The following is a 15,882-nucleotide window of genomic DNA, read 5'->3' on the forward strand; positions in this document are numbered from 1 at the left end:
CTAAACACTTGGCCTTACTCCCATTCTCGTTTTGCCCTCCGGCATACGCCTTGCATGCGCTTCAAGCTCCCCGCTTTTACCCCCCCATTGTCCCAATATGCTTTCACATTCATAGCCAAGCTCTTTGTGCTCCCTGCTTCCCTGCGCCCCCTTGTTTGGCCCCCTCTTCCAACATATGCTTTGCTCTTTTCCCCCTGAATTTCTTTTTTATAGAACTTTGCCTCTCCTCAACGCTACACAAGATCCCTTTCTTCCCCTCTTGCGTCTCATTCTTGCTTTGCCCTCCAGCATACGCCTTGCATGCGCTCCAAGCTCCCCGCTTTCTCCCTCCTTCAAAGCAATTTCTGTTCTTATATGAAAACCTGTCTCAACCGATTTAATTTGCTGTACCATCTTCTCCAACGCCTCATTAAAACGGCTAATTTCATTTTCAAGTTTGCAAATATAGGCTTCATCACGATAAGCCCGTTTAATCAAAGGTGGCATATTTGGCCAATAGAGCATTAAATCCACCCATTCGCGTTGAGAAATCCATAACCCTCCTTGACATTGTGCTTTATGTTCTGCTGGAAAGCCCTTTTGCATGAAATGAGGAATTAAAATTTCAGGTTTTTTTGTTTTAATTTCCAACAATCCATTTTTTCCCACAAAAGCATCGGGAGAAAATCCTTGTCCGCGATCATCAGCCAAAACAAAGCCAATACATTTAGGTTCTGTATGTGTCAGTTTCCCATAAAGCTGTCGCGCGCTTGGTTCTAATTCAGTCCCACGTCGCATAGAAAGTGTTGTCCCTTCATCAACGGTTTTTCCTGTAATTCTTTCTCCCGCCAATTTCATCATCACACTCTGATAGCGTGACGTTTTTTGCCCTTGTTTTGTTCGTGCCATCACCATCTCAAACAACGAAGCCGTAATCAAACCATTACGCACTTGCTGCCATTCCTCTGTTCCTTGAATACAATCGATAATGATTGGCATGGTATTTCTCTCCTTAATCTTTAAAGTGCTTTTTTTTGCAACATATTCTCTTTGAAACATTCATATCTTTTAAGATGCATTCCCCACTAAGAATGACAGCATCCTTAAATATTGCGCTGCTGAAATCACAAAAGCTGTTGGAAACGCCCCCCCCCAACATTCGTTCTCCCCACAAGTTTCTCATCCCCTCCTTTTCCATATCAGCTAAGTCCCTCCGAAGCGGCGCCCTCCCTAGACGAAAGCATAACGCGTGATATTTTCTCCCCGATAAAAAAACTTTGCCCGTCATTATCCCCCTAAGGCTCAACACAAAAACGGTCAGAACCGCGCCCCCATAGCGCCTTCCTCTTCTTCCCCCTCAAACACCTTCCCCCATTTCCCAACATGCTTTCACATTCATGTCCAAGTTCTTTGCACTCCCTGCGCTCAAAGCTCTCTGCTTTCCCCCCTCCCTCAACACTCTACTCTTTCCCCCTACACAAAGCTTTTTTTAAAGATTGACATCTCCTCAACGCTATACGGCTGCCCCCCTTTTCCACACCTCATATCTCCCCTCCAGCATATGCCTTGCATACGCTTCAAGCTCCCCCCAACATTCGTTCTCCCCACAAGTTTCTCATCCCCTCCTTTCCCATATCGGCTAAGTCCCTCCCAAGCGGCGTCCTCCCTAGACGAAAGCATAACGCGCACCATTGTCACCGCAATGAAAAAGCACTTTGGCCCATCATTGCGGCGCTCCCCCCAGCACTCAAACACAAAAGCACCCAGAAGCCCCCCAGTTGTCCCAATACGTCTAAACAAGCTTTAACGACCTCCCCCGCCAAACACCTCCTTCCATTTTCCAGCATGCTTTACGTATCATTCCAAGCTCCCTACTTGCGTGCCGCAAAAACAAAAAAACCGGCTCTTTTCCCTCTTGAACTTGCCTTTTTATAGGTTGGAAACCTGTCTGTACTGCTGCTTCTTTTCCCCCTAAGCCTTCATTTTTGTTCTCCAGCATGCTTTCCGTGTCACTCCAAGTCACTGGATGATGCCCTGCCCCACCATTGTCTTATCCCCCAATGAACCAGCCGGCAACTTCCCCCCACACAAGCGTCCGCAATGCCCCATATATAGGCTCTTTTCTTCATGCCTCCCCTTTCCCATATCGGCTAAGAAAATCCCTGCAAAGCTCTCCCCCCCCAAGCGGCTCCCCTAAGCTTCCCTCCCAAGAACGAAAGCATAACGCGTGATATTTTCTCCTCAATAAAACCCCCACTTGCCCCTTCGGGTGTTCTCTCTTTCAACCCTGCTATTGCACGACGGAAAAATCATAGCGGAGATATTCTTCCGCCAATTTTTTTGCCATAGACAGCGCCGCTTCTTGCGAGATAAAAAGAAGAGCGTCGTGTTTTTGTGGTTCGAGTCTGATTAAATTTCGCATATTTCCAGCATAATAAAGTGGAATCCCTCGATAAGAAGTCTTGAGATAACTTGTCATGTTTACCACCAATAATCTGTCAAGACATCACATGGGCGTAAACGATGCTGTTTTTCATAAGAGCCATAGAGATTATCTTCATAATCGCACGCCGCTCTTTCATTTAAAAAAGCATGATACGCTTCACTATTCAAAATGAAGGGCTGCAATTGTGTATTTTCTTCATTTATTTCATGATTTTCGACATAAAAATCAGCGATTTGTTCCGTAACATCTTCAGCATAAGAAGTTGTCAGATCGAGTCGTAAAACTCTATAAACAGTTTCATATTCTTCAATCAGTTCGAGCACTTCTTCGATTTCGTCGATTGGTCCTTCATAAGTACAAGGATTTTCCTCTTCGCATAAAACGACAATGATTTCATCCTCTTTAACGAATGAAATATTTTTCATGATTTCCCCCTTTAGATAGTTGATAAAGCATAGCCTTGTCTTGACAAGACTAAATATAGCGTTAGTCTTATATCCTCTATAGGAGAGATGTCAACCATTTTATCCTTCATAAAAGATATATTTTAAATATCTACGGGGTTCAAATGACATATGTAAAGAAAAATCTATTATTCTTTGTTCCTCTCATGCCCCTTTGTTGTTCTCTATTTGTTCTTACAAAATTGCAATTATAAACACACAGGAGAGATAAAATGAGTGACATAATATTAATAAAATACTGGAGTCGCCTTGACACAAAAGCACAGAAGGAAGTTATTTTGAAGCTTCGTCAATTGGCCGCCGCAAAAGAGTCAAAATCGCCTGTCTCTCTTGCGGAGAGAGTTTCGAAATAAGCTCTATAAATTCTTTATCTTCAGGGCTAGCCCCTTTCCCGTAAAGAATATAATTCATACTGATATTAATTTCGTGACAAATTCGCGAGAGAGATTCGATTGTTGGTTCTTTTCCTTCAGAAAGAATAGAATGAAGGTACCCCGCGCCTTTACCGGCAGAGAGAGAGATAGATCTTTTTGACCGCCCACTTTTTTCCAAAGCGGTCTTTAATCTTTGACGCCAACCATCGATATTCATAATTTCACCATATAGCGCGTCTTTTTAAAAAAACACGTCCTTTTTATAAAACGGGCTTGCATTATCCTCTAAAAAGGATAAAATTAAGGAAACAAATTTTACTTTTTAGGGGGAATTTTCTATTTTTAGCTCATAAAAACACTTTAACCACCCTACAGGATACAAAAGACCACCTCCAAAGCTTCTGCCCAAAAGAAAGTACGTTGAGAATGTGCGGTATTCTTTATTTTTTCCATCACCGCAATCTTAAATCGTAAGTTTGCATGCGCTTCAAGCACAGCCAATCATTTATAAGCATCGTAAAGAAGCCTCTCGTCATCATCGAACAGAGCCAAAAGCAACACAAGTTAAATCCTTATTTGAGCTTTTATCATCAATAAAAATGTATAAAAAAGAAGAAAGTAGATTGCAGTATGAAACACGCTAATCAACAAGAAACTCCTCATTATGAATCGTCTAGGCTTCCATATGTTTGTTGGTATCAAAATGACTTTCTAGGAGGTGTACGTGGGATGCGCGCACACGAAATTGGAATCTATACGATTCTTCTCAATGAAATGTATGCCCGTGGACGACCTTTAGAAATATCGAAAGAACGTTTAGCGCGTCTTTGTGGTTGTGACAAGCGAACTTTTGTTAATGTTTTAGAGATGCTCATCCAAGAGGGTAAGATTTTAAATTTAGCCAATGGATTATGGAATAAGCGTTGCGAAAATGTTTTTCAAGAGCGTGAAAAATTGCTTGAACAAAAATCCTTTGCGGGTCGTTCTTCGGCAAAAAAACGCAAGAAAATCAATGTAGAGATGCAACAACTGCTTAACGAAAGTCCAAAAGATGTTGCACAAAACTCAAAAGCTCAAAAGGCAGAAGAAAAGGAAACACCTTACGGTGTTTTAGAAAAGAAAATTTTGTTTGATGAGACAGAACCTTGTTTTTCCTTCGAAGAGAACTTTGAACAAAGCGATCATCCATCCCCCTCACCGGCTCTTGATTCACTTCTCCCTTCTCCTGCGCAAGCAGAAGCGGAGCAAAAAAACGCCTCCCCTTTAAAAGCTCCCCAAGACGAGTTCACTCCCGCCCCTATCGCGCAAATTGTCACGGGGGAAAAAACAAAATCCGCCACCACTCTTCCCCCCAGCAATCTTCCTGCCTCCATCCCTCCTTCTTCCAACAAAAAAACCACAACCTCAGTTGCCAAAGGGCATCGTCTTCCTGAGCATTGGCAAGCAGACATCAAGGCGGCAGTTTCAGAAGGCTTGAGTGAAAGCCAAGCCCATTGGCAAGAAAAGAAGTTTCGCGACTATTGGCAAGCCAAGGGCGGCAAAGAAGCTCTTAAAGTAGACTGGCAAGCCACATGGCGCAACTGGTTTCGCCGTGAGATCGAACGGCAAGAACAGCAAAAACAGGGAGGCTCCTCATCTTTTACCTCTGAGAACAACGACACGCTTTACCGCAGTTTGATCAACTATAGCGACAATTTTTGACATCACACAAACAACGTATTTTTCAAGCAAGCGCGGGGACAAAAATGCTTCAAAACCACAACAGCATCGGACAAAACAACACAGAACAAAACAAAAGGCGGCAAAACAACAATGAAATAAGCTCTTCACACCGTAAAACGAGTCAACATCGACCATTTTTCTCTCATCACAAAAGCGTTTTCCCCATGCAAAAGCCCCACACAGGCATCCCAACACATGCCCCAACAAGGTATCCCAAAACAGGACTCCAGCATGCACCACACTCTCCAAGGCAGATCCACACCCACCCTTCTTGCCACCGTCCTCCTTTTCCCAAGGCACCACTTCCCATGCTCTTGGCAAACAACCATCAGCAGAGCTATTTCAAAAAAACTCAATGAAAAGCAAACTCTTTGGCACTCCCCCTCCACACAGGCATCCCAACACATGCCCCAACAAGGTATCCCAAAACAGGACTCCAAAATGCACCACACTCTCACAGACATATCCACCCCACCTTCTTGCATCCTTCCTCCTTTCCGCTTTCCTCCTTTTCTCAAGGTGCCACTTCCCATGCTCTTGGCAAGCAGACATCAACAGAGCAGCTTCAAAAACCTTCAATGAAAAGCAAACTCCTTGGCACTCTCCCTCCCACACAGGCATCCCAACACATGCCCCAACAAGGTATCCCAAAACAGGACTCCAGAATGCACCACACTCTCACAGACATATCCACCCCACCTTCTTGCATCCTTCCTCCTTTCCGCTTTCCTCCTTTTCTCAAGGTGCCACTTCCCATGCTCTTGGCAAGCAGACATCAACAGAGCAGCTTCAAAAACCTTCAATGAAAAGTAAACTCCTTGGCACTCTCCCTCCCACACAGGCATCCCAACACATGCCCCAACAAGGTATCCCAAAACAGGACTCCAGAATGCACCACACTCTCACAGACATATCCACCCCACCTTCTTGCATCCTTCCTCCTTTCCGCTTTCCTCCTTTTCTCAAGGTGCCACTTCCCATGCTCTTGGCAAGCAGACATCAACAGAGCAGCTTCAAAAACCTTCAATGAAAAGCAAACTCCTTGGCACTCCCCCTCCCACACAGGCATCCCAACACATGCCCCAACAAGGTATCCCAAAACAGGACTCCAGAATGCACCACACTCTCACAGACATATCCACCCCACCTTCTTGCATCCTTCCTCCTTTCCGCTTTCCTCCTTTTCTCAAGGTGCCACTTCCCATGCTCTTGGCAAGCAGACATCAACAGAGCAGCTTCAAAAACCTTCAATGAAAAGTAAACTCCTTGGCACTCTCCCTCCCACACAGGCATCCCAACACATGCCCCAACAAGGTATCCCAAAACAGGACTCCAGAATGCACCACCCTCTCACAGACATATCCACCCCACCCTTCTTGCATCATCCACCCTACCTGCTTCCAACGCGCCCCTCTCAAAGGGCACCACCTTCCTAAACCCTTGGCAAACAGATACCAACACAGCCATTTCAAAAACTTTCAGGATAGAGCAAGTCCCGCACAAAAAAGGACCGCATAGCACAAGACCTTTCACCATGTGATCGAACAACGAGAACAGTAAAACAGAATTCTCACCTCTCACATCTGAAAAAAACAACAATATATTCACCAGACGAATGACCATGAGCACAATTTTTGAAATCAAACAAAAACTTATCTCACAAGCAGATAGAATAGCAGAAATGCTTCTTCCCCAAGGGCACAAACGAGGCAACAATTGGATTGTAGGCAACACACGTGGTGAGGCAGGTCAAAGTTTATCGATTTGCTTGAGTGGTAGTAAAGCAGGACTTTGGTATGATTTTGCAGAAGGCATTGGAGGAGATCTTTTAGACCTTTGGTGTGAAGTCAAAGGCATTAGTCTCTCTCAAGCTTTAGAAGAAGCACGCGCGACTCTCAATCTGACACGCCCCAAACCCTTTATGGCGCCCCATCGTTCCTATCGCCGTCCACCGGTCCCTACAGGGCAGAGCCCGCAGAATCTCGTAAAAACCTATCTCCACAAAGAACGCCACATTCCTTTAGAGATTATAAAGCGTTACCGCATAGGAGAAAATGGCGAAAAAATCATTTTCCCCTTTTATAAACCCGATGGCACCCTTGCTTTAGTTAAAGAACGGCTTGCGCAAGCAGGAGCAAAAACAAAACCTACAGCAGCACACTGTGAACCGATTTTGTTTGGCTGGCAAGCCCTTTGCTCCACAACTCCAACCGCCCCACAGGCGCCTCAACACGTCCCCTCATCAATCCCAGCCGCTCCACACGCGCCTCAACAGGCACCCTCAACCAACCCCGCCGCCACACACGCGCCTAAACACGCACCCTCAACCAACCCAACCGCCACGCAGGCGCCTAAACACGCACCCTCATCAAACCCAGCCGCTCCACACGCGCCTCAACAGGCACCCTCAACCAACCCAGCCGCCACGCAGGCGCCTCAACACGCCCCCTCATCAACCCCAGCCGCCACGCAGGCGCCTCAACACGCCCCCTCATCAACCCCAGCCGCCACGCAGGCGCCTCAGCACGCACCCTCATCAAACCCCGCCGCCACGCAGGCGCCTCAACACGCTCCCTCGTCACCCCCCACCACCACAAACGCGCCTCAACACGCTCCCTCGTCACCCCCCGCCGCCACGCAGGCGCCTCAACACGCACCCTCAACCAACCCCGCCGCTCCACACGCGCCTCAACACGCACCCTCAACCAACCCCGCCGCTCCACACGCGCCTCAACACGCTCCCTCGTCAAACCCCGCCGCCACGCAGGCGCCTCAACACGCACCCTCATCAACCCCAGCCGCCACGCAGGCGCCTCAACACACACCCTCAACCAACCCAACCGCCACGCAGGCGCCTCAGCAGGCCCCCTTAATGGAGCGCGCACCGTTTCCCATTTTTTCTTCAACAAACCGTACCATTGTTATCACTGAAGGAGAAATTGATGCGCTATCCTTAGCCGCCTATGGATATCCGGCGGTTTCTGTCCCCTTTGGAGGAGGCAGTGGAGGAAAGCACAATTGGATTGAAAATGAATTTGATCATTTAGAAGCTTTTGAAACAATTTTTTTAGCCACCGATATGGATAAGCCTGGTGAAGAAGCAGCCCGTGAGATTGCCAACAGGCTTGGACGCCACCGTTGCTACCGTGTCCGTTTACCCCTTAAAGATGCCAATGACTGTTTAACCGCAGGGATTGATAGAGCCACCATAAAAGCAGCCTTTTCCTCAGCAAAAAGCTTTGCACCAGAAGGTTTACGGCGCGCCTCAGACTATAAAGACAAAGTCATCGGACTGTTTTGGCCAGAGCCTGAAAAACATCTTGGTTATACGGTTCCCTATCCTAAACTGAAGGACAAAGTGCATTTCCGCCCAGCAGAATTAACGCTCTGGAGCGGTGCGAGTGGTGCAGGTAAAAGCCAATTGTTATCAGACTGTATTCCCCATTGGATTGCGCAAAACAGTCGGCTTTGCTTAGCGTCTCTGGAGATGAAAGGAGAACAATCGCTTCGCCGTTTAACCAAACAAACGGGCGGCTTAGAACAGCCTACAAAAGAGACAATTGAACGGATTCTTCATTTTTTAGATGAAGGGCTTATTCTTTATGAGCATGTTGGCAAATCGAGCGTTGACACCTTGCTTGATGTCTTTGACTATTGCCGTGCACGCTATGGCTGTGATCAATTTATCATCGACAGTTTGATGCGGCTTGGCATTGCCTCTGATGATTATGCAAGACAAGAACAAGCCGTTTATAAAATGGTTGATTGGGCTGTTTTAAACAGTGTGCACATTCACCTTGTCGCCCATGCCCGCAAAAGCGGTCTGGATAAAGATATCCCCAGCACAGAAGACATTAAAGGCGCCTCAGAGATTGGCGCCAATGCCTTTAACATCATCACCATTTGGCGCAATCGACCGTTAGAAGACAAAATCTTTGCCGCCTCTCTCGCACAAGAAAAAGCAGATTTAGCCAAACGCCCCGGCGTTATTATGAATATTGCCAAACAACGTTCTGGTGATTTTGAAGGCAAAATAGGGCTTTGGTTTGATCCCCAAACCTACCGCTATCGCTGTTCTTTTGAACAATCATTCCCTCGACGTTATCTGTAATGCCCCATAAACCCCACTCTCTTTAAAAACGCCTCCGCCTTCACACACGCACGTCTTGCTCCCACAGAAACAACAGGAAGGATCAATCCACAAATGATGAAAAACACCCTCTCATTCGCGAACCAAAGCCAGCTCAACCCTAGATTCTCTGCTCCCAAATGCAAACAAAAAAAGATCGCTCCAACAACGGCGCAAAACACCCCCCCCTTCAATAACCACAAACAACGCGTCACCACCCCATCTCGCCGCCCCCTCATATGCAAAATCAAGAACCACTCCAACAGTGCAGCAAACACGATCCCCATCAAGGACAATAGTCCCCATGGTATGTCCATACTCTCCATCCCCCAAAGAGCTAAAAAAAGGACGACTCCTAAAACGCCGTAAAACAGCACTTCCTTCAAAAAGAGGGAAACACCAAAAATACAATAAAACGCCGCCCGCCACCACGGAATATCGAAGCGCTTGGAAACCTTATAAGTACCAATAACGACAACAATAAAAAGGTAGGAAACCACCAACAACAGCCAAAACATCACATCGTTCGACATCAAATACCCCTCACAGCAAGCCCATTAAAGATCACACCCATGAGACAAAAAAACACCCCCTACTTTAAGAACCAAGCCCATAGAACACGCGCACGCCTTACACCCTGATAAATCAAAGGAGAAAAAAATCCAACAATAAAGGGCAACACCCTCTCATCCGAGAACCAAAGCCAGCTCAACCCTAGATTCTCTGCTCCCAGACGGGTAAAACAAAGGATTGGTGCCAAAATGCAGAAAAACAGCACAAAATTCAAAGCACGCAACGACCTCTGTAGCACCGTATCACCTTGCTCGCGTATAAAGAACCCCAAGAGCACTTTCAACAATACAGACAAGAGCAAAACCTTTAAGAATACCGCCCTTATGCTATCCATATCCCTGACGCCCACAGCAGCGAACCACAGGATAAAGCCCATCATGCAACAAAACATGACCGCCTTTAAGAACACTTGCCCCGCCACAGGCATACTCTTGACGCCCAGATGCACCAAACCAAGGACAGTTGCAAAAATGCAAGAAAACACCGCCCCCTTCAAGAGCAGCTCCCCGTCAACAGCGCGCCTGCCCACGCCCACATAAATAAAACCAAGGTAGGTGGCAAGGGCGCCATAAAGCACCACCCATCTCCAAAACATCCACCCTGTAACAGAGCGACGCTTGGCAATCTTATAAATAAAAACCAAAGCTAGAGCAAAAAAGCAGAAAAACCAAGACAACAGCCGAAACATCACATTGTTCGACATCAAATACCCCTCACAGAAAGAACATCAAAGATCACGCCCGTGGAAAAGAAAAATGCTCATTCTTTTTAAGCCCCCCAACAGTACACGCACACACCGTACCCCCTCCAAAACAAACAAAGGAACGAATCCAACACTGCTCACAAACACCCCATTGTTAAAGATCAAAAACCAGTGCCCCCATATGCTTGGCTCCGTTATACGCCAATCCAACAACGCAGGAAAACACCGCTAACTTCAAAAACATGTCCCGCGCAACCACCATACGCCCCGCTCCTTTATTAAGCAAAAATCAGAGACCATGCCAAAAATGCAGCAAAAGATCAATCCTTTGCAAAGAATGAAAGCCTAAACCCAAGACGCTTTGCCCCTAGACAAATAAGCCCAAGGATAAGACCAAAGACAACGCCAAAAAGAATGTTAAAGACCCACTTTTTTGAAAACCACAACCAAGTCAAACCAAAGTGCTCAGCTTGCCCATAAACAAACTTAGAGACAGCGATAATAATGAAGCTCAACGCCAAATTTTTTAAAAAAGCCTTCCTTGTAACCCCGAAAAACCTCATTGCCGCATAAATAGAAACAAAGACAAGAGCAACAAAGCAGAAAAACCCCAACCACTGCCAAAACATCACATCGTCCGACATCAAATACCCCTCTCAGAAAGAACATCAAAGACCACGCCCGTGGGAAAGAAAAATGCTCATTTTTTTAAGCACCACCCCAACAGTACACGCATACAGCGTACCCCCTCCAAAACAAACAAAGGAACGAATCCAACACTGCTCACAAACACCCCATTGTTCAAAAACCAATGCGTGCTCCAGCCCATATGCTTTACTCCCACATGTGCCAACCCAACGACAGTGCCAATAATACAAGAAAACACCACCCACTTGAAGCACCACACCCCACGCGATATCCATTTACCCCGCACCCTCATAAGCAAAACCAAGGACAGCGCCAGCAATGCAACAAACACCGCTCCTATTACTAAAAATTCCCATGATATATCAAAACGCTTTACTCCCTTATAAGCAAAGCCAAGAACCACTACAGCAATGGCGCAAAACACCACAGCCTTGAAAAACACGCCCCACGATACAGTCCTACTGTTTGCTCCCACAACAATAAAACAAAGGACAGCTCCAGCAATACAAGAAAGCTCCACCCCCTGCCAAAACACCTCCCACGTAATAGCCGGTCGCCCCGCATCTTCATAAGCAAAACCAAGGACCATGCCAACAACGCAGCAAAACGCCAGCCCCTTTAAAAACATGTCCCGCGCAACCACCATACGCCCCGCTCCTTCATCAAGAAAAATCAGAGACCATGCCAAAAATGCAGCAAAAGATCAATCCTTTTCAAAGAATGAAAGCCTAAACCCAAGACGCCTTGCCCCTCTATAAATAAGAGCAAGGACAAAGCCCAAAAGGACATAAAACACCCACTTGTTTGAAAACCACACCTGAGCCAAACCAAAATGCTCGGCTTGCACATAAACAAAATCAGAGACAGCAGCCAAAATGAAGCTCAACAATACCATCTTGAGGAACAAACCCTTCGTTACACCACGCCGCTGCATTACTTCATAACCCAACATAAGGAAAATACCGGGAATGCCATAAAACGCCATAGCTCGTAAAAATACGCCCCACGTCATCCCCAACGCCTTCATTTCCACATAAACAGCCACAGAGACATAGGCCACAATACAGCTAAACACCAATCCCTTCAGAGACAAAAGCCCGCGCAACATCATGCCACTCCCCCATCAAGTCATTCAAGGAAAATCCACCATGCGACAAAACCCCTCTCTTTTCAAGCCTCTAAAGCCAAATCATAACAAGATGCTTTACACCTCTATAAACCAGCCCAATGACAAAACCCAAAAGGATACCCTCACGGGATTAAGAACCAAAGCCAGCGCCACCCCATGCGTTCAGCAACCGTATAAACAACATGAGATCCCCGCCAATAAAGCCCCCCAAACCCCATCCTCTTAAAAAAATTTCTTCCTTTCATGATCCCTCAAATACCTCCCCACATAAATAGAAATAAAGCCCCCAAGAGGCAGAAAAACATCAACCATGGCAAAAAACCAAATCCTGCGACATCAATCCTCCCCCCCACAGCAATAAAATCAGAAAGAATGCCCATCATGCAACAAAACCCCCATCCTTTAAAGAAGCAGAACCACAAAGAGAACGACACACACCACTCCCACAAAATCCCTCGCACAGCCCCCGCAAAATCCCCGCCCCCGTATAAATCTCTCGTACAAACAAATGACAGCAGCAAAAGAAAACCACCACCCCACACCCTTTTGAAAAACGTCCCCTCACGCAACAAGCAGATATAAAAACCTATTCCTCAACAAGCATACAACAGCACAATCCCGTTTCTTTGCATAAACATGAAAGAAGCAAAATTAAAATTTTTAAGGAGATGCTATGAGCCATCAAGAGAAAAAAAACATGCAAACCTGCCCGCTTGATCATCAAAATCAAGGAAAGCACATTGGTCATTTAAAGGCGCAAGAAATCCCTGTAGAAACGCGTAATCCTTATTTTAAACCCAATCATCCAGAAAGTTCCAGTAACCCGCGCACGATTAAAGCCATTGCCAATGCACAAAGCCATCCCATTGCCCTTTTATATGCCAAAGGACATCTCAGCAAAGCCCAATATAAAGCGGCAGAACGTTTTTATTTTTACTGGCGTCAAAGCCAAGCCGATCTCCACATGAGCCTTGACTACACCCGTGAAAAGGTTGCCTGTAGCCAAGGGTACACACAGCCCATTGAACGTCAAATAGCAGCCTCCAATCAATTAAAAACCATTAAAGTTCAACTTGGTATTCTTGGCTATTCTCTTCTTGAGCGGGTTATAGGCCACGGACAAGCGATCAAAGAATTAAGTTCTTCAAAACGCAAACAAAACTCCCTTGCCGATCATTTACGAGATTGTTTAGACTTGCTCGCATTTCATTGGGGATATGCAAACCATAAACATTTTGAATAATCTCCCTCGCCATTTTAAGCGGTCTCCCATCCTTCCCGCTCCCTCTATAAGCCCTTTCCCCCACACACGAGCTCAACCATCCAGCAGCTCTCGCCCCTATTTCCATCACCTTGCCCCCACCCAAAAGGACAATACTTCACCCCCCTCACACATACTTAAGATACACCCCACACTCTTAAAAACAAAAATCCTTCCCCCATATCAATCCTATAATCATGGGGGCTTTTAATGCATTTTTTATTGAAGAATATTCTCAAAATGCTTGCATGCATCATAATATTTTTAAATATAGTTTAATTAATATCGAGTCTTAAAATAAATATTCAATTGAAAAAAGTATTAAGTTTTAATGCAAAATGACAAAATTTTTTGTAAAAAGTATTTTTTATATTGCTATTTTTTCAATTCTCTGCTAATTATAATGTGTTAAATTTTTTGTATGATTTTTTTGTATTTAGTACGGCCTTTTAAATTTATTCTTTTTTGACACGTCCTGCGAGTCAATGTTAGAAATTCTCCTGTTTTTTTGAGTCCTCTGATTGAAAAGGGGGCTTTTTTTATGACTGTACTTTTTTATGATTGTATTGTCTTCAATCACTTCCTTATGAGCTTTGTGATATTTCTCTATAAGGTCTACCCGCAAAATAGATCATTCTTTTGTCAAATTGACTTGCGTTCCATTCTTAAAGAACAAAGATTCTTAACTCAATCTGATTTACAAACAGCTTGGATACACTTCCCTCTTGGTTTGCCATTCCCTCTTGGCTTCTATTCAGGGTTTTCCGCTAAACTCAAGGCGCAACAGAAGCTTGCTCTGTCTCAAAAATTCACCACGCCCTTAAAAAAACACTTAAAACATATCCAAGGAAGCTTGCTTCATATCACCAAACCTCAAATGACCGTGTTTTACGGCATAACAGAATGACTTAACTATTGGATAACTTTCTTTATCGCCCCCCAACAGGTTGATGTATCACGACAACATATTGATTTATAATCATCATATCCCGTTATCCATATTAAAACCCGTTATCCATATAAAATTAAGAGACGCAGATATCATAGGGATTCTCTCATTTTAAATTTATTTCATGTTGCATCAATCAACACCTTGTCTTTTCCACATTACAAACATGAGAGACATATGAAATAACGCACTTCAAAGATTTCAAAGATAAAGAATCAAAATGCCTCTTATGAACACGCTCAAGAGCCAAAGGCTGTCATCACATGAGGTGAGAATAGTATGATAGTGCTGGCTTTCCCCTTATGAGAATTTAAAGAAGGGCTTATCCACTTCACAAGAAATTTCTCCATTATCAGATTTACCAATATCCCCAATCACCAATATAATTGTGATGATAAGATCACATAATATTTTTAAACAAGTACGTAAATGCGCTACACAAATATATTCTATTTAGAACATTCTATTTTACGTGAGTCGCGTAAAATCCCATTAAAAAGTAAAATCCCCCATTAAAAAATAAAATCCCCCATTAAAAAATAAAATCCCTATGAGAAAAAATCTAAGGCGTGAGAATAAAAACATAAGACAAGTATGATTCCATTCAGCTATTGCTCTTTAACCGTTAAACCGAATAAAAAATAGATTCGGAAAGTATGTTAATTTTCCTAACTTAAGAGATAAACTAAGAATATAGACAACATCTCTCCTAACATTCCCCTTTTTCTAGCATCGCGTAAGAATCAAAAATTATACAACTTATTTTGTCATATTATAACGCACTGTTTTTTTAAGACGCTATTGAAGCAGTTAAAACAATTGAAGTGTTTAGCCAACGCCATTAGCAAAGCTAAAAAAAACAAACTGTTGAAAAGCCGTGCATATCTTGTGTAAACACAAAAAAAACAAGAAAAAGGCACAAAAATATCTCAATTTTTATAAAAATACTCAGCGTCTTTTACGATTGTATTGACGAACAACCCTTATCCCATAATCATCTTAAATATTGAGAATAAAGAATGAATAGCCCTCGCAAATACAGCAACCTATCAATATAAAATATAAAAACAAATTTTTTTGTTATCTCTGTTTCTTATGGAATATGCCTTTCCCTATGAATGTACTTTGGCCTCCAAAGAGTACATTCAATCCATGGAAAGGATGCACTCTAGCCCTTAAAAAGAGTGCATCCTTCCCCTCAAGGGATACCGCCAAACCCTCATGAGGCAGTATCCAATCTATAGAGGATGCACTCTAGCCCTCAAAAAGAGTGCATCCTTCCCCTCAAGGGATACCGCCAAACCCTCATGAGGCAAGTATCCAATCTATAGAGGATGCACTCTAGCCTTCAAAAAGAGTGCATCCTTCCCCTCAAGGGATACCGCCAAACCCTCATGAGGCAGTATCCAATCTATGAGGATGCACTCCAGCCCTCAAAAAGAGTGCATCCTTCCCCTCAAGGGATACCTCCGACCCTCAAAGGAGGCATCCAATCTATGAGGATG

Annotated in this window: 18 protein-coding genes and 1 pseudogene; 4 read left to right on the forward strand and 15 right to left on the reverse strand. The window is 44.5% G+C overall.

Annotation, left to right across the window (positions count from 1 at the left end; genetic code table 11):
- Window positions 1-207: 207 nt before the first annotated feature.
- The 7 genes from ACFIN0_RS04970 to ACFIN0_RS05000 all read right to left on the reverse strand — a co-directional run bounded on the left by ACFIN0_RS04970 (window position 208) and on the right by ACFIN0_RS05000 (window position 3,480).
- On the reverse strand, window positions 208-978 hold the full coding sequence (locus ACFIN0_RS04970) for a lambda exonuclease family protein (protein ID WP_375610859.1): 771 nt from the start codon (window positions 976-978) through the stop codon (window positions 208-210).
- 474 nt (window positions 979-1,452) lie between these two features.
- Window positions 1,453-1,779 carry a hypothetical protein gene (locus tag ACFIN0_RS04975; RefSeq protein ID WP_375702044.1) on the reverse strand — a complete coding sequence of 109 codons (327 nt, stop codon included), beginning with the start codon at window positions 1,777-1,779 and terminating at the stop codon, window positions 1,453-1,455.
- Window positions 1,772-2,002: a hypothetical protein gene (locus ACFIN0_RS04980; RefSeq protein ID WP_375702045.1), complete on the reverse strand. Its 231-nt coding sequence runs from the start codon at window positions 2,000-2,002 to the stop codon at window positions 1,772-1,774. The genes ACFIN0_RS04975 and ACFIN0_RS04980 overlap by 8 nt, the downstream gene beginning before the upstream one ends.
- Window positions 1,999-2,163 (reverse strand): hypothetical protein, encoded by a 165-nt coding sequence (locus ACFIN0_RS04985; RefSeq protein ID WP_375702046.1) that lies wholly within the window; start codon window positions 2,161-2,163, stop codon window positions 1,999-2,001. Before ACFIN0_RS04985 ends, ACFIN0_RS04980 begins: the two co-directional genes overlap by 4 nt.
- 106 nt (window positions 2,164-2,269) lie before the next feature.
- The gene (locus ACFIN0_RS04990; RefSeq protein ID WP_375607058.1) at window positions 2,270-2,458 is read right to left on the reverse strand and encodes a hypothetical protein; all 189 of its coding nucleotides are present in this window, start codon (window positions 2,456-2,458) and stop codon (window positions 2,270-2,272) included.
- 2 nt (window positions 2,459-2,460) lie between these two features.
- Window positions 2,461-2,850: a hypothetical protein gene (locus ACFIN0_RS04995; RefSeq protein ID WP_375607059.1), complete on the reverse strand. Its 390-nt coding sequence runs from the start codon at window positions 2,848-2,850 to the stop codon at window positions 2,461-2,463.
- A 312-nt stretch (window positions 2,851-3,162) separates the two neighbouring features.
- Window positions 3,163-3,480: an XRE family transcriptional regulator gene (locus ACFIN0_RS05000; RefSeq protein ID WP_375607060.1), complete on the reverse strand. Its 318-nt coding sequence runs from the start codon at window positions 3,478-3,480 to the stop codon at window positions 3,163-3,165.
- A gap of 413 nt (window positions 3,481-3,893) precedes the next feature.
- Between ACFIN0_RS05000 and ACFIN0_RS05005 the strand changes: the two genes are divergently transcribed.
- A complete protein-coding gene (locus tag ACFIN0_RS05005) occupies window positions 3,894-4,964 on the forward strand; it encodes a DUF1376 domain-containing protein (RefSeq protein WP_375702047.1) in 1,071 nt (356 codons plus the stop codon).
- A gap of 166 nt (window positions 4,965-5,130) precedes the next feature.
- Here ACFIN0_RS05005 and ACFIN0_RS05010 read toward each other — a convergent pair whose 3' ends face one another.
- Window positions 5,131-5,295 (reverse strand): hypothetical protein, encoded by a 165-nt coding sequence (locus ACFIN0_RS05010; RefSeq protein ID WP_375702048.1) that lies wholly within the window; start codon window positions 5,293-5,295, stop codon window positions 5,131-5,133.
- A 937-nt stretch (window positions 5,296-6,232) separates the two neighbouring features.
- On the reverse strand, window positions 6,233-6,403 hold the full coding sequence (locus ACFIN0_RS05015; RefSeq protein WP_375702049.1) for a hypothetical protein: 171 nt from the start codon (window positions 6,401-6,403) through the stop codon (window positions 6,233-6,235).
- A gap of 203 nt (window positions 6,404-6,606) precedes the next feature.
- Here ACFIN0_RS05015 and ACFIN0_RS05020 point away from each other — a divergent pair.
- A pseudogene (locus tag ACFIN0_RS05020) lies at window positions 6,607-9,093 on the forward strand (toprim domain-containing protein); the annotation flags it as partial.
- Here the strand turns inward: ACFIN0_RS05020 and ACFIN0_RS05025 are convergent.
- The 6 genes from ACFIN0_RS05025 to ACFIN0_RS05050 form a co-directional block, all read right to left on the reverse strand.
- A complete protein-coding gene (locus ACFIN0_RS05025; RefSeq protein WP_375702050.1) occupies window positions 9,087-9,647 on the reverse strand; it encodes a hypothetical protein in 561 nt (186 codons plus the stop codon). The pseudogene ACFIN0_RS05020 and the gene ACFIN0_RS05025 sit on opposite strands and share 7 nt — an antisense overlap.
- Window positions 9,648-9,706: 59 nt before the next feature.
- A complete protein-coding gene (locus tag ACFIN0_RS05030) occupies window positions 9,707-10,390 on the reverse strand; it encodes a hypothetical protein (protein WP_375702051.1) in 684 nt (227 codons plus the stop codon).
- A gap of 320 nt (window positions 10,391-10,710) precedes the next feature.
- Window positions 10,711-11,034 (reverse strand): hypothetical protein, encoded by a 324-nt coding sequence (locus ACFIN0_RS05035; protein ID WP_375610867.1) that lies wholly within the window; start codon window positions 11,032-11,034, stop codon window positions 10,711-10,713.
- 56 nt (window positions 11,035-11,090) lie between these two features.
- Window positions 11,091-11,726, reverse strand: a complete 636-nt coding sequence (locus ACFIN0_RS05040) for a hypothetical protein (protein WP_375702052.1) — start codon at window positions 11,724-11,726, stop codon at window positions 11,091-11,093.
- Window positions 11,727-11,741: 15 nt separating this feature from the next.
- Window positions 11,742-12,149 (reverse strand): hypothetical protein, encoded by a 408-nt coding sequence (locus ACFIN0_RS05045; RefSeq protein ID WP_375702053.1) that lies wholly within the window; start codon window positions 12,147-12,149, stop codon window positions 11,742-11,744.
- Window positions 12,150-12,418: 269 nt separating this feature from the next.
- Entirely contained in the window at window positions 12,419-12,550 is a 132-nt protein-coding gene (locus ACFIN0_RS05050; RefSeq protein WP_375611635.1) for a hypothetical protein, read from the reverse strand.
- Window positions 12,551-12,840: 290 nt separating this feature from the next.
- On the opposite strand from ACFIN0_RS05050, the gene ACFIN0_RS05055 reads away from it, so the two are divergent.
- The gene (locus tag ACFIN0_RS05055) at window positions 12,841-13,410 is read left to right on the forward strand and encodes a hypothetical protein (RefSeq protein WP_375702054.1); all 570 of its coding nucleotides are present in this window, start codon (window positions 12,841-12,843) and stop codon (window positions 13,408-13,410) included.
- A 559-nt stretch (window positions 13,411-13,969) separates the two neighbouring features.
- Window positions 13,970-14,335 carry a hypothetical protein gene (locus ACFIN0_RS05060; RefSeq protein WP_375702055.1) on the forward strand — a complete coding sequence of 122 codons (366 nt, stop codon included), beginning with the start codon at window positions 13,970-13,972 and terminating at the stop codon, window positions 14,333-14,335.
- Window positions 14,336-15,882 lie beyond the last annotated feature (1,547 nt).

The sequence above is a fragment of the Bartonella sp. AA89HNZF genome, from assembly GCF_042196905.1.
Lineage (GTDB): Bacteria > Pseudomonadota > Alphaproteobacteria > Rhizobiales > Rhizobiaceae > Bartonella.

Excerpts from the sequence above, each read along its gene's own strand:
- ACFIN0_RS05010 (WP_375702048.1), bottom strand. The coding sequence starts at position 5,295 with ATGGGAAGTGGTGCCTTGGGAAAAGGAGGACGGTGGCAAGAAGGGTGG.
- ACFIN0_RS05000 (WP_375607060.1), bottom strand. The coding sequence starts at position 3,480 with ATGAATATCGATGGTTGGCGTCAAAGATTAAAGACCGCTTTGGAAAAA.
- ACFIN0_RS05025 (WP_375702050.1), bottom strand. The coding sequence starts at position 9,647 with ATGTCGAACGATGTGATGTTTTGGCTGTTGTTGGTGGTTTCCTACCTT.
- ACFIN0_RS05030 (WP_375702051.1), bottom strand. The coding sequence starts at position 10,390 with ATGTCGAACAATGTGATGTTTCGGCTGTTGTCTTGGTTTTTCTGCTTT.
- ACFIN0_RS04990 (WP_375607058.1), bottom strand. The coding sequence starts at position 2,458 with ATGACAAGTTATCTCAAGACTTCTTATCGAGGGATTCCACTTTATTAT.
- ACFIN0_RS05055 (WP_375702054.1), top strand. The coding sequence starts at position 12,841 with ATGAGCCATCAAGAGAAAAAAAACATGCAAACCTGCCCGCTTGATCAT.
- ACFIN0_RS05035 (WP_375610867.1), bottom strand. The coding sequence starts at position 11,034 with ATGTCGGACGATGTGATGTTTTGGCAGTGGTTGGGGTTTTTCTGCTTT.
- ACFIN0_RS05060 (WP_375702055.1), top strand. The coding sequence starts at position 13,970 with ATGACTGTACTTTTTTATGATTGTATTGTCTTCAATCACTTCCTTATG.
- ACFIN0_RS05045 (WP_375702053.1), bottom strand. The coding sequence starts at position 12,149 with ATGATGTTGCGCGGGCTTTTGTCTCTGAAGGGATTGGTGTTTAGCTGT.
- ACFIN0_RS05005 (WP_375702047.1), top strand. The coding sequence starts at position 3,894 with ATGAAACACGCTAATCAACAAGAAACTCCTCATTATGAATCGTCTAGG.
- ACFIN0_RS04970 (WP_375610859.1), bottom strand. The coding sequence starts at position 978 with ATGCCAATCATTATCGATTGTATTCAAGGAACAGAGGAATGGCAGCAA.
- ACFIN0_RS05050 (WP_375611635.1), bottom strand. The coding sequence starts at position 12,550 with ATGATGGGCATTCTTTCTGATTTTATTGCTGTGGGGGGGAGGATTGAT.
- ACFIN0_RS04995 (WP_375607059.1), bottom strand. The coding sequence starts at position 2,850 with ATGAAAAATATTTCATTCGTTAAAGAGGATGAAATCATTGTCGTTTTA.